The 12609-nt window shown below is 71.4% G+C and carries 12 protein-coding genes and 1 tRNA gene; 5 read left to right on the top strand and 8 right to left on the bottom strand.

Annotation, left to right across the window (positions count from 1 at the left end; genetic code table 11):
• Window positions 1-9 precede the first annotated feature (9 nt).
• The 4 genes from ACFYNX_RS19205 (at window position 10) to ACFYNX_RS19190 (ending at window position 6000) form a co-directional block, all read left to right on the top strand.
• On the top strand, window positions 10-1299 hold the full coding sequence (locus ACFYNX_RS19205; protein ID WP_365544570.1) for a bifunctional glycosyltransferase family 2/GtrA family protein: 1290 nt from the start codon (window positions 10-12) through the stop codon (window positions 1297-1299).
• A complete protein-coding gene (locus tag ACFYNX_RS19200; RefSeq protein ID WP_388662741.1) occupies window positions 1296-3527 on the top strand; it encodes an ArnT family glycosyltransferase in 2232 nt (743 codons plus the stop codon). Before ACFYNX_RS19205 ends, ACFYNX_RS19200 begins: the two co-directional genes overlap by 4 nt.
• Window positions 3528-3646: 119 nt before the next feature.
• Entirely contained in the window at window positions 3647-5200 is a 1554-nt protein-coding gene (locus ACFYNX_RS19195; RefSeq protein ID WP_365544564.1) for an MFS transporter, read from the top strand.
• Window positions 5201-5235: 35 nt separating this feature from the next.
• A complete protein-coding gene (locus ACFYNX_RS19190; protein WP_365544561.1) occupies window positions 5236-6000 on the top strand; it encodes a TetR/AcrR family transcriptional regulator C-terminal domain-containing protein in 765 nt (254 codons plus the stop codon).
• 104 nt (window positions 6001-6104) lie between these two features.
• On the opposite strand, the gene ACFYNX_RS19185 is transcribed toward ACFYNX_RS19190, so the two are convergent.
• Both ACFYNX_RS19185 and ACFYNX_RS19180 read right to left on the bottom strand, forming a co-directional pair.
• Entirely contained in the window at window positions 6105-7739 is a 1635-nt protein-coding gene (locus ACFYNX_RS19185) for an MDR family MFS transporter (protein WP_388662738.1), read from the bottom strand.
• A gap of 15 nt (window positions 7740-7754) precedes the next feature.
• Complete coding sequence (locus ACFYNX_RS19180) at window positions 7755-8198, bottom strand: MarR family winged helix-turn-helix transcriptional regulator (protein WP_125659542.1); 444 nt, start codon at window positions 8196-8198, stop codon at window positions 7755-7757.
• Between the two features lie 202 nt (window positions 8199-8400).
• Here ACFYNX_RS19180 and ACFYNX_RS19175 point away from each other — a divergent pair, with 202 nt between their 5' ends.
• The gene (locus tag ACFYNX_RS19175) at window positions 8401-8631 is read left to right on the top strand and encodes a hypothetical protein (RefSeq protein ID WP_125659539.1); all 231 of its coding nucleotides are present in this window, start codon (window positions 8401-8403) and stop codon (window positions 8629-8631) included.
• A 97-nt stretch (window positions 8632-8728) separates the two neighbouring features.
• Here the strand turns inward: ACFYNX_RS19175 and ACFYNX_RS19170 are convergent, their stop codons facing one another.
• The 6 genes from ACFYNX_RS19170 to tadA form a co-directional block, all read right to left on the bottom strand.
• Window positions 8729-9643: an RNA polymerase sigma factor SigF gene (locus tag ACFYNX_RS19170; protein ID WP_185893299.1), complete on the bottom strand. Its 915-nt coding sequence runs from the start codon at window positions 9641-9643 to the stop codon at window positions 8729-8731.
• 234 nt (window positions 9644-9877) lie between these two features.
• A complete protein-coding gene (locus ACFYNX_RS19165; RefSeq protein WP_125659588.1) occupies window positions 9878-10723 on the bottom strand; it encodes an RNA polymerase sigma factor SigF in 846 nt (281 codons plus the stop codon).
• A 302-nt stretch (window positions 10724-11025) separates the two neighbouring features.
• Complete coding sequence (locus ACFYNX_RS19160; protein ID WP_062753582.1) at window positions 11026-11319, bottom strand: Dabb family protein; 294 nt, start codon at window positions 11317-11319, stop codon at window positions 11026-11028.
• Window positions 11320-11328: 9 nt separating this feature from the next.
• The gene (locus tag ACFYNX_RS19155; RefSeq protein ID WP_163013800.1) at window positions 11329-11493 is read right to left on the bottom strand and encodes a hypothetical protein; all 165 of its coding nucleotides are present in this window, start codon (window positions 11491-11493) and stop codon (window positions 11329-11331) included.
• Between the two features lie 427 nt (window positions 11494-11920).
• Window positions 11921-12005, bottom strand: a tRNA-Ser gene (locus ACFYNX_RS19150).
• 100 nt (window positions 12006-12105) lie between these two features.
• On the bottom strand, window positions 12106-12534 hold the full coding sequence (gene tadA / locus ACFYNX_RS19145; RefSeq protein WP_365544773.1) for a tRNA adenosine(34) deaminase TadA: 429 nt from the start codon (window positions 12532-12534) through the stop codon (window positions 12106-12108).
• Window positions 12535-12609 lie beyond the last annotated feature (75 nt).

The following is a 12609-nucleotide window of genomic DNA, read 5'->3' as shown; positions in this document are numbered from 1 at the left end:
GTCTGTGGCATGCGAACCCCAACGATCGCGCGGCCCGTGCCCGGCGCCCTGCCCGCCCGGGAACACCTGCCCGTGGACGTCGCCGGAGGGCCCGTCCTGGACGTGGTGATCCCCGTCTACAACGAGGAGAAGGACCTGGAGCCGTGCGTCCGCCGGCTCCACGAGCACCTCTCCCGGACCTTCCCGTACGGCTTCCGCATCACCGTCGCCGACAACGCCTCCACCGACACGACGCCCGCCGTCGCCGCGGCCCTCGCCGACGAGATGCCCGGCGTGCGTTCCGTACGCCTCGAACAGAAGGGGCGCGGGCGGGCCCTGCGCACGGTGTGGTCGGCGTCGGACGCGCCCGTCCTGGCCTACATGGACGTCGACCTGTCCACCGACCTGAACGCGCTGCTCCCGCTGGTCGCGCCGCTCATCTCCGGCCACTCGGACCTGGCGATCGGCTCCCGGCTCTCCCGCTCCTCGCGGGTGGTGCGCGGCCCGAAGCGGGAGTTCGTCTCCCGCGCGTACAACCTGATCCTGCGCTCCTCGCTCGCGGCCCGGTTCTCGGACGCGCAGTGCGGGTTCAAGGCCATACGGCGCGAGGTCGCCGAGCGGCTGCTCCCGATGGTCGAGGACACCGGCTGGTTCTTCGACACCGAGATGCTGGTCCTCGCCGAGCGGGCCGGCCTGCGCATCCACGAGGTGCCGGTCGACTGGGTCGACGACCCCGACTCGACCGTGCACATCGTGAAGACGGCGACGGACGACCTCAAGGGCGTCTGGCGGGTGGGACGGGCCCTCGCGACCGGTTCGCTGCCGCTCGACCGGCTCGCCCGGCCGTTCGGGGACGACCCCCGGGACCGCGATCTCAGCGGCGTGCCCGGCGGTCTCGCCCGCCAACTGGTCGGCTTCTGCGTGGTCGGGGTCCTGTCCACGCTCTTCTACCTGGCGCTGTACTCGGCCTTCCGGCTCGGCCTCGGCCCGCAGTTCGCCAACGCCGGGGCACTCCTCGTCTCGGCCGTCGCCAACACGGCGGCCAACCGGCGCCTCACCTTCGGGGTGCGGGGCCGGGACCGGGCCGTCCGCCACCAGGCGCAGGGGCTCGTGGTCTTCGCCATCGGCCTGGCCCTGACGAGCGGGTCGCTCGCCGCCCTCGGCGCGGCGACCGGAGACCCGTCACATTCCACCGAGCTGGCCGTCCTGATCGTGGCCAACCTCGCCGCGACCGTCCTGCGCTTCCTCCTCTTCCGGCTCTGGGTCTTCCCCGAGCGGGCCGCCGCGAGGAACGAACCCACCGCGAGGAACGAACGATGACCACCCTGAACTCCGCGGCCCCCGCCGCCTTGCCCGGGAGCACCGGGAGTACCGGGAGTACCGGGAGCACCGGGACCGCCCGGCTCGCCCGCCTCTGGCGCGGCCGCGCCGAGGACGCCCCCTGGGTCCGTCCCGCCTTCCTCGGCCTGCTCGTCGTGACCGGCGTGCTCTACCTGTGGAACCTGGGCGCCTCCGGCTACGCCAACTCCTTCTACTCGGCGGCCGTCCAGGCCGGCGGGGAGAGCTGGAAGGCCTTCTTCTTCGGCTCCCTCGACGCGGCCAACGCCATCACCGTCGACAAGCCGCCGGCCGCCCTCTGGCCGATGGCGCTCTCGGTCCGCCTCTTCGGCCTCGGCTCCTGGCAGATCCTCGTGCCCGAGGTGCTCATGGGCGTGGCCACGGTCGGCGTCCTGTACGCGGCCGTCCGGCGCCGGTTCGGCGCGGCCGCGGGCCTGATCGCGGGCGTGGTCCTGGCGCTGACGCCGGTCGCCGCCCTGATGTTCCGCTTCAACAACCCGGACGCGCTGCTCGCCCTGCTCATGACGGTCGCCGTGTACGGGGTGCTGCGCGCCCTGGAAGACCGGCCGGGCGCGGCGAAGTGGCTGGTGGGGGCGGGGGTGGCCTTCGGGTTCGCGTTCCTCGCGAAGACCCTCCAGGCCTTCCTGATCCTGCCGCCGCTCGCCCTCGTGTACGCGGTGTGCGCGCCGGGCGGGATCGGGCGCCGGATCGGCCGCCTCGGCCTCGCCGGGCTCGCGATGCTGGTCTCGGCGGGGTGGTGGGTGGCCCTGGTCGAACTGTGGCCGGCGTCCTCCCGCCCGTACGTCGGAGGCTCGCAGAACAACAGCTTCCTGGAGCTGACCTTCGGCTACAACGGCCTCGGCCGGATCAACGGCGACGAGACCGGCAGCGTGGGCGGCGGCGGAGGCCCCGGCGGGGGCATGGGCGGCGGCCGGTGGGGCGAGACCGGGATCGGCCGGATGTTCAACGACTCGGTCGGCGGCCAGATCTCCTGGCTGCTCCCGGCCGCGCTGCTCCTGCTCGTCGCGGGGCTCGTCGTCACCCGGCGGGCGCCCCGGACGGACACCGCGCGCTCGGCGTTCCTGGCGTGGGGCGGCTCGCTGCTCATGACCCTCGCGGTCTTCAGCTTCATGGCCGGCATCTTCCACGAGTACTACACGATCGCCCTGGCCCCGTACGTGGCGGCGCTCGTCGGCATGGGCACCTCCGTGCTGTGGGAGGAGCGCACCCGGTTCGCCGCCTCGGCGGCGCTCGCGGTGACGGCGGCGGTGTCGGCCTGGTGGGCCTGGACGCTGCTCGGCCGTACGCCGGACTGGCTGCCGTGGCTGCGCTGGGCGGTCCTGGTGGGGGGCGCCGTCGCGACCGCCGGGCTCCTCGTCGCGGGCCGGGTCGACCGGCGCCTCGGGCTCGCGGCGGCGGGCCTCGGCCTGGCGGCGGGCCTCGCAGGCCCCTTCGCGTACACCCTGGCGACGGTGGGCACCGGTCACCAGGGCTCCATCGTGACGGCGGGCCCGGCGGGCGGCCGGGGCCCGGGCGGCTTCGGCGGTCGCATGCCGGGCGGCTTCGGCGGCGGGATGCCGGAGGGCGGAACGGCGTTCCCGGGAGGACAGAACGGCCAGAACGGTCAGAACGGCCAGGGAGGTCAGAACGGTCAGATGCCCGGCGGCCCCGGTGGCCAAGGCCAAAGCCGGGGCCAGAACCAGGGCCAGGGCCGGATGCCCGGCGGCATCCCGCCCCAAGGCATGCCCCAGGGTGGCTTCCAGGGCACGCGCGGCGAGCGCCCCGGCTTCGGCGGTGGCGGCATGGGCGGTCTCCTCAACGGCGCGAACGTCGATGCGGAGGCCGAGGCGGCGCTCCTGAAGGACGCCGGCTCCTACACCTGGGTCGCTGCCACGGTCGGCGCCCAGAACGCGGCCAGCTACCAACTCGCCACGGAGAAGCCGGTCATGGCGATCGGCGGCTTCAACGGCAGCGACCCGTCCCCGACGCTCGCGCAGTTCGAGCAGTACGTCGCCGAAGGGAAGATCCACTACTTCATCGGAAGCGGCGGCGAGGACACGGGCGAGAGCGACGGGCGCACCGGCGGCAGGGGAGGTGGCACGGGCGGCGGCATGGGAGGCAACTCCGAGATCTCCTCCTGGGTCGCGAAGACCTTCGAGAAGGTCACGATCGGCGGCGCCACCTTCTACGACCTCACCAAGAAGGCCTGACCGAAGAACAAGAAGGCCTGGCCGAAAGCAGCGGCCGGAAATAATCCCTATACGGTGTAAGAGAAGCCCTTGTACGGTGTACGTGACCCAGTCCCGTACACCGTACAAGGAGCGCTTCCATGACGGCGACGACCGCCGCGAACGAACCGTCCGCCGCCACCGGCGGCCACCCGCAGCGCTGGCTGATCCTCGGCGTCATCTGCCTGGCCCAGCTCACCGTGCTGCTCGACAACACCGTGCTCGGCGTCGCCATCCCCTCGCTGACCTCGGAACTCCACGCCTCCACCGCCGACATCCAGTGGATGATCAACGCGTACTCGCTCGTCCAGTCCGGTCTGCTCCTGACCGCCGGAAACGCCGCCGACCGCTACGGCCGCAAGAAGCTCCTCGCCGCCGGACTCGCGCTCTTCGGCCTCGGCTCGCTCGCCGCCGGGCTCGCCGGATCCGCCGCGCAGCTCATCGCCGCCCGCGCGGGCATGGGCATCGGCGGCGCACTGCTCATGACCACCACCCTCGCCGTCGTCATGCAGATCTTCGACGACTCCGAGCGGGTCAAGGCCATCGCGCTGTGGGCCACGGTCAGCTCGCTCGGCTTCGCCGCCGGACCGCTGATCGGCGGCGTCCTCCTCGACCACTTCTGGTGGGGGATGATCTTCCTGGTCAACATCCCGGTCGCGCTCGTCGGCCTGATCGCCGTCGTCAAGCTGGTCCCCGAGTCCAAGAACCCCCAGGGCGAGCGGCCCGACCTGGTCGGCGCGCTGCTCTCCACCGTCGGCATGACCGCCGCCGTGTACGCCATCATCACCGGCCCCGAGCACGGCTGGACCTCCGCCGAGGTGCTGGTCCCGGCGGGCATCGGCGTCGCCGTCCTCGCCGCCTTCGCCCGGTGGGAGCTGCACGTCCCGTACCCGATGCTCGACATGCACTTCTTCCGCAACCAGAAGTTCGTCGGCGCGGTCGCGGGCGCGATCCTGGTCATGTTCGGCCTGGGCGGCTCGCTCTTCCTGCTCACCCAGCACCTGCAGTTCGTCCTCGGCTACGAGCCGCTGGAGGCCGGTCTGCGGATGGCGCCGCTCGCCCTGACCGTGGTCGTGCTCAACCTCAGCGGCGTCGGCCCGCGGATCGTGGTGAAGCTCGGCACCGCGCCGACCGTGGCCGTCGGCATGACCCTCGTCGCGGCCGGTCTCGCCTCGATCGCCCTGATCGGCGGCGGCACGAACAGCAGCTACTGGGGGATGCTCCTGGGCCTGGTCCTGATGGGCGTCGGCCTCGCGGTCTCCAACCCGGCCATGGCCAACGCCATCATGAGCGCGATCCCGCCGGAGAAGGCCGGCGTGGGCGCGGGCGTCAACGGCACCCTCGCCGAGTTCGGCAACGGCCTGGGCGTCGCCGTCCTCGGAGCCGTGCTGAACGCGCGCTTCGCCGCCCTCGTCACCGTCACCGCGACCTCGCTGCCCGCGGCCCTCGCGGCGGCCGGGAGCGACGCCGAGCGGGCGCGGATCTCCGACGCCTTCGCCTCCGGCCTCCAGACCAGCCAACTGGTCGGCGCGGTCGCCGTCTTCGCGGGCGGTCTGCTCGCCGCGGTCCTGCTCGCGCGGGCCGGGCGGGCGGAGAAGGCCGCGGGGAAGGGCGCGGAGAAGACCGAGGCTCCGCATCCGGCGGCGGCTGCCTAGCATGGTCACGGACCGCTGACAGACGGAGGAACGCGATGGTCAAGGCAGCCGACCGGGCCAAGGACCCGGCGCGTTCCAGCGTCTGGCTGGAGAACCGGGCCCCCCGCCGCGGGAGCGGCCCGGCCGGTCTCGACCGGGACCGGATCGTCGCCGCCGCGATCCGGATGCTCGACGAGGAGGGCCTGAACGGCCTCTCGATGCGCAAGCTCGCGACCGAGCTCGGCGTCACGGCCATGTCGCTCTACTGGTACGTGGACACCAAGGACGACATCATCGAGTACGCCGTCGACTCCGTCTACGCGGAGGTCGACCTCGTCGCGGTCGGCACCACCGGCGACTGGCGCGACCGGCTCCGGACGCTGGCCCTGGAGTACCGGGGGATGCTGGTCCGCCACCCGTGGATGTCGCCGTGCGCCGGCAAGTACCTGAACATCGGGCCGAACTCGGTCGCCGTCGGCGCCCGGATCCACGAGGCGATCCGGGACACCGGACTGCCGGTGCACCGCCACCCGAGCGCGATGTCGGCGGTCTTCCAGTTCGTGTACGGCTACGGGACGATCGAGTCGCAGTTCCAGCGGCGGGCGGCGGAGGCCCACATGTCGCAGGACGACTTCTACGGGGAGTCGCTCAAGGCCTTCCGCGACGACGCGCAGTTCATGGAGGTGCTCGAACCGATGACGGAGCTGCTCGACGAGCGGGCCTCGCACGGCAGCGTCAGCGACATCTGGGACCGGGACTTCGCGTACGCCCTCGACGTCCTGGTCGCCGGCATCGAGGTGATGGTGGCCCGGGGCGAGTAGGAACACGACGGAGCGGCGGGCCGTCCCCTGCCCGCCGCTCCGTACTCGACCCGGCCGCGCCTCCGCTCGAAGCGCGGCCGGGAGCTTGTCCACCGAGTGGCTTCCTACGAGGCGTCCGCGGTGACCTTCTCGCCCGCGGGCGCCTTCTCGTCCGCCTTCGCCGTGCCGCTCTTGAGGGCGACCTCCTTGATGAAGATCGTCACCACGAAGGCGAGCAGCGCGAACGGCGCCGAGTAGAGGAAGACGTCCGCGACGCCGTGGCCGTACGCGTCCTCCATGACCGTGCGGATCGGGGCCGGCAGCTTGTCCATGTCGGGGATGCCGCCGCCCGAGCCGCCCTTGCCCATCGCGGCCGCGGCCTTCGGGCCGAGCTCCGCCAGGCCCTCCTTGACGTAGTCCGTGACCCGGTGGGCCATGACCGCGCCGAGCGCCGAGACGCCGATCGCACCGCCCAGGGAGCGGAAGAAGGTGACGACGGAGGAGGCGGCGCCGAGGTCGGCGGGGGCCACCTGGTTCTGGGTGCAGAGCACCAGGTTCTGCATCATCATGCCGAGGCCGAGGCCGAGGACCGCCATGAAGAGCGCGATGTGCCAGTACTCCGTGTCGTAGCGGATCGTGCCGAGCAGACCGAGGCCGCCGGCGGCCAGGGCGCCACCGCTGACCAGCCACGCCTTCCAGCGGCCGGTCTTGGTGATGATCAGACCGGAGACGGTGGAGGAGACGAACAGACCTGTGATCATCGGGATGGTGAGGACGCCGGACATCGTCGGCGACTCGTTGCGCGCCAACTGGAAGTACTGGCTGAAGAAGACCGTGCCGGCGAACATCGCGACGCCCACGAAGAGCGAGGCGAGCGAGGCGAGGGTGATCGTGCGGTTGCGGAAGAGGCGGAGCGGGATGATCGGCTCGCTCGCCTTCGACTCGACCAGGACGAAGACCGCGCCGAGGGCGACGGCGCCGAGGACCATGACGGCCGTCTGCCAGGACATCCAGTCGTACTTGTCGCCCGCGAAGGTGACCCAGATGAGGAGCAGGGAGACGGCGGCGCTGATGAAGAAGGCGCCGGCCCAGTCGACCTTGACCTCGCGCTTCACGACGGGGAGCTTCAGGGTCTTCTGGAGGACGAGCAGGGCGATGATCGCGAAGGGCACGCCGACGTAGAAGCACCAGCGCCAGCCGAGCCAGTCGGTGTCGGTGATGACGCCGCCGAGCAGCGGGCCGCCGACGGTGGCGACGGCGAAGGTGGCGCCCAGGTAGCCGCTGTACCGGCCGCGCTCGCGCGGGGCGATCATGGCGGCCAGGATGATCTGGGAGAGGGCGGTCAGACCGCCGACGCCGACGCCCTGGACGACGCGGCAGGCGATGAGCATGCCGGTGCTCTGCGAGAGGCCGGCGACGACCGAGCCCGCGACGTAGATGACGAGGGCTATCTGGACGAGGAACTTCTTGGAGAAGAGGTCCGCGAGCTTGCCCCAGAGCGGGGTGGTCGCGGTCATCGCCAGGAGGGCCGCGGTCACGACCCAGGTGTAGGCGGACTGGCCGCCGCCCAGGTCGGTGATGATCTGCGGCAGGGCGTTGGAGACGATCGTCGAGGACAGGATGGCGACGAACATGCCGAGCAGCAGCCCGGAGAGCGCCTCCATGATCTGCTTGTGCGTCATCGGGGCGCCGCCGGAGGCGAGGTCCCCCTCCTTTGCGCTCCCGCCGCGCACACCGGTCTCTGGTGTGGTGCTAGCCATGGACTTCCTTCGTTCTCAAGCGTGGTGGGCCCGGCAGTCCCCGAAGGAATCGCGGAGGCGGGCGAGCAGGGTGGTGAGCAGTTCGACGTCGTCGTCGGACCACTCCGCGAGGGTGCGGGCGAGCATGTCGGTCAACCGCCGGTCGAGGACGGCGAGCATGGACTCGCCCGCAGGGGTCAGGTGGAGGATGCGGGAGCGCCGGTCGGCGGGGTCGGGCAGGCGCTCGACCCATCCGCGGTCCACCGTGTGGGCCACGTGACGGCTGCTGACCGACATGTCGACGGCCATCAGCTCGGACACGCGGCCCATCCGCATGTCCCCGTGGTGGTTCAGCAGTGCGAGGACGATCGCGGATCCGCCGGGGCACTCGGCGGGCAGGGTCCGCGCGAGTCCGCGCTTCACCGCTCCGATGGCGCTCACCTGGCGGGCGAGGTTCTCGTACCGATTGCCTCTGTCCATCGCGTACTCCACCGCGTGCTCCACATATCTTGTTGCTTAGGGCAACCATAGAGATGGATGGTTGCTCCAGGCAAACTAAATCGGTCAAACGGCGCTAAAGAATCGGCAAAGGGAGGGGCGGGGGCGCCGGACGCGGTCCCGCGCGCCGGGCCGGGGGTGCCGGGCTTGGGCGGCCCGGCCGACTTCGCTAGGGTCCTGGCCCATGGCACACAACCCCCAAGCACCGTACGGCCAGGGCCAGGGCCCCGAGGGCTCCTACGACCCCGCCGGCAGCACCCAGATGTTCCGCGCCTTCGTCGACGAGGGCGCTCCGCAGCAGCAGCCGCAGACCGTCGCCGCCTCCTCCTCGTCGGGCCCCCGGGTCGGCCTGATCGTGGGCGTGGTCGCCGCCGTCGTCGTCCTGGCGGCCGTCGCCTGGCTGGCGCTCGGCTGACCGTCCCGTATGCCCCGCACGTCCCGTACACCCAGAGTGGGCCGGCTCCGCGTCACGCGGACCGGCCCACTCCTCTTCTCCCGCCCCTTCTGCGGGGTCAGTCGGAGATGAGCCCCTCCCGGAGCTGCGCCAGGGTGCGGGTCAGCAGCCGCGAGACGTGCATCTGGGAGATGCCGACCTCCTCGCCGATCTGCGACTGGGTCATGTTGGCGAAGAAGCGCAGCATGATGATCTGCCGCTCGCGGGGCGGCAGCTTGGCGAGCAGCGGCTTGAGCGACTCGCGGTACTCGACGCCTTCGAGGGCGCTGTCCTCGTAGCCGAGCCGGTCCGCGAGGGAGCCCTCGCCGCCGTCGTCCTCGGGAGAGGGGGAGTCGAGCGAGGAGGCGGTGTACGCGTTCCCGACGGCGAGGCCGTCGACCACGTCCTCCTCCGACACCCCGAGCACGGCGGCGAGTTCGGGGACGGTGGGGGAGCGGTCGAGCTTCTGGGCGAGCTCGTCGCCGGCCTTGGTGAGGGCGAGGCGCAGCTCCTGGAGCCGGCGCGGGACCCGCACCGACCACGAGGTGTCGCGGAAGAAGCGCTTGATCTCGCCGACGACCGTCGGCATGGCGAACGTCGGGAACTCCACGCCCCGTTCGCAGTCGAAGCGGTCGATCGCCTTGATCAGGCCGATGGTGCCGACCTGGACGATGTCCTCCATGGGCTCGTTGCGGGAGCGGAAGCGGGCGGCCGCGTACCGGACGAGGGGGAGGTTGAGCTCGATGAGGGTGTCGCGGACGTAGGTCCGCTCCGGGCTGTCGGCGGCTGCGCCCTCCGCGTCCAGGGCGCGCAGCCGCAGGAAGAGGGAGCGGGAGAGGGTGCGGGTGTCGAGGGCGCCGGTCGTGACGGGCATCGGCGGCGGCGTGGGCTCCGCGCTCTCGGGCGCCGTCGGCGCCGTCGTCTGCGTGGGCACGGGAACGACGGGAACGGGCGTGAGCGTGAGCACCTTGGAGCTGTCCAGTTCTGTGGACATGCCACCCCCTTGAGGTCGCGGACGGTCGCGGTGCCGCGACCGTCTGAGGAACGCAGCCACCACCTGAATACCGGCGGGAGGGCTGCGGCAAACGCGGTTCCAGCAGAATGTCACATGTCGGCAACACGCTGTAGTGACTTGTCGACACAATGCCCGCGCATATCCGCAGGAAACAAGGGGTGTTCGGCATGCGATGCGGTGCGGAACTGCTCCGAACCGGTCTACCCGTTCCGGTTACGCTTCGATCCTGTTTGCGGATCTCAATCGTGCGAAGCTCCGTGCGAGGAGCCTTGACACGTGCATCTGGGAGACGCCGAGTTCCTGACTGATCTGAGACTGGGTCAAGTTGCTGTAGTAGCGCAGCATCAGGATCCGCTGCTCCCTTTCGGGCAGTTGTACGAGAAGGTGCCGCACCAGGTCCCGGTGCTCGACGCCGGCGAGCGCGGGGTCCTCGTAGCCGAGCCGGTCGAGCAGCCCCGGCAGCCCGTCGCCCTCCTGCGCCGCCTCCAGCGAGGTGGCGTGGTACGAGCGTCCGGCCTCGATGCAGGCGAGCACCTCGTCCTCCCCGATCCGCAGCCGCTCGGCGATCTCGGCAGTGGTGGGGGAGCGCCCGTGAGCGGTCGTCAGGTCCTCGGTGGCGCCGTTGACCTGGACCCACAGCTCGTGCAGCCGACGGGGCACGTGCACGGTCCGCACGTTGTCCCGGAAGTAGCGTTTGATCTCGCCGACGACCGTCGGCATCGCGAAGGTCGGGAACTGCACGCCCCGGTCCGGGTCGAAGCGGTCGATGGCGTTGATCAGGCCGATGGTGCCGACCTGGACGACGTCCTCCATGGGCTCGTTGCGGGAGCGGAAGCGGGCGGCCGCGTAGCGGACCAGCGGCAGGTTGGCCTCGATGAGGGCCCCGCGCACCCGGTCGTGCTCGGGGGTGCCCGGCTCCAGGTTCTTGAGCTGCCCGAAGAGGACCTGGGTGAGGGCGCGGGTGTCGGCGCCGCGGGTGCTCTGGGTGCGCGGGCGCGGCGACTCCGGGCCGCCTGCCTCGTGCTGGGGCGGGACTTGAGGTGCTGTACTGGCCGGCACGTTCACGCCACCCCTTTTTGGCTGGTCCTGCTGGTCGACTGGTGTCAACTACGGTCAACTCATCCATCAAAAGCGGTCATAGCATCACAAGACATGTCCACTGTGTGCAAGCACCCCATAGCCACGTGTTGAGGACATGGAGGGAGGGAAGAGAGGGCCGAACGGGGAGCACGGGAGAGGCATACGGAAGGCCTACGGAAGGCCTACGGAAGGCCTACGGAAGGCGTGCGGGAGGCCTGCGGGAGTCCGGAAAACGGCGAAGCCCCCGCCACGGGGGCGGGGGCCTCGGTCGTGACCGGGGGTCAGAAGGCGTAGTCGGCGATCACCCAGGTGGCGAACTCCCGCCACTGGGCGACACCCGCCTGGTGGGCCGGGTGCTCCAGATAGCGCTGGAGGGCGTCGGTGTCCTCGACGGCCGAATTGATGGCGAAGTCGTACGCGATCGGCCGGTCCGTGATGTTCCAGTCGCACTCCCAGAACCGGAGCTCCGGAATCTGCTCGCCGAGCGCCCGGAACGCCTCGACGCCGGCGACGACGCGCGGCTCGTCACGGGCGACGCCGTCGTCGAGCTTGAAGAGGACCAGATGGCGGATCACGGAGGGCTCCTAATTGATGAGTTCGGTCATGAACTCGCCGACACCCTGGGCGGCGCTGGAAATGCCCTCGAACCCTACCTGGACCAGATCCGCCGCCCTCGCCGGGGACGTGACGATCGTGTACAGCACAAAGACCACGACCGCGTACAGCGCGACCTTCTTCGCCTGCGCCATTTCCAGCCCTCCCCTGTTCCCCCGCCGTACGACCGCGCCACTCTAACCGAGCCTTTACGGACCAAGGGCCCGGAGAAGGAGGACTTTTGCCGTCCCCCGCAAGGGGGCGGGGCGCGCAGTATGGATGGCGAGCCCGGAGGATCTGGCAGGAATCCGAGGGGCTCCGGAACCGGGCCGCACTGCGGGGTCCGCGCCGCGAGGCTTCCCCCGACGGCGACGCGGACTTGGAGGACCGGTTCTCACCGGGGGGAGCGGCTTGTCCCCCCGATGCCGCTCCCCCCGACCTATACCCGTCCTGCCGGAAGGCCCCGGGCCGCGCCCGAACGCGCGGCCCGGGGTCTTTCCCGTACGCGCCCCGTGGGGCCCCGTACGTGCTCCGCACACGCCGAAGGGCCCGGTTCGGATGAACCGGGCCCTTCGATCGAAGCGGTAGCGGAGGGATTTGAACCCTCGGTGAGTTTCCCCACACTCGCTTTCGAGGCGAGCTCCTTCGGCCGCTCGGACACGCTACCGAGAGAGAGCTTAGCCGAAACTGCCGCTGCGATGAAATCCGTATCCCGCCGCAGGTCGGAGCGGGGTCCGGGCGGGTTCGGAGCGGGGCCGGCGGGCGCGTCAGCGGGTACGGAAGAAGGCCGTGAGCCGCCGGGCGCACTCCTCGCCCAGCACGCCGTGGATCACCTCGGGACGGTGGTTGAGCCGCCGGTCCCGCACGAGGTCCCAGAGCGAGCCCGCCGCGCCCGCCTTCTCGTCCACGGCCCCGAACACCACCCGCTCCACGCGGGACTGGACCAGGGCGCCCGCGCACATCACGCACGGCTCCAGGGTCACGACGAGCGTGCAGCCCGTCAGGCGCCACTCCCCGGTCGCCGCGGCCGCCCGGCGCAGGGCGAGCACCTCGGCGTGCGCGGTGGGGTCGCCGGCCGCCTCCCGCTCGTTGTGCGCCCGCGCGAGCACCGCCCCGTCCGGACCGAGCACGACCGCGCCGACCGGCACGTCACCGGCCGGCCCGGCCGCCTCCGCCTCGTCGAGGGCGAGCAGCATGGCGCCCCGCCAGGGATCCCGCAGGGGATCCGGTACGGGTTCCCGTACGGGGTCGGGCGAGGGGCCCCGTACGGG

It is taken from the genome of Streptomyces sp. NPDC007872 (assembly GCF_042868165.1).
Lineage (GTDB): Bacteria > Actinomycetota > Actinomycetes > Streptomycetales > Streptomycetaceae > Streptomyces.
This window is presented reverse-complemented; position numbering and strand designations above follow the sequence as displayed.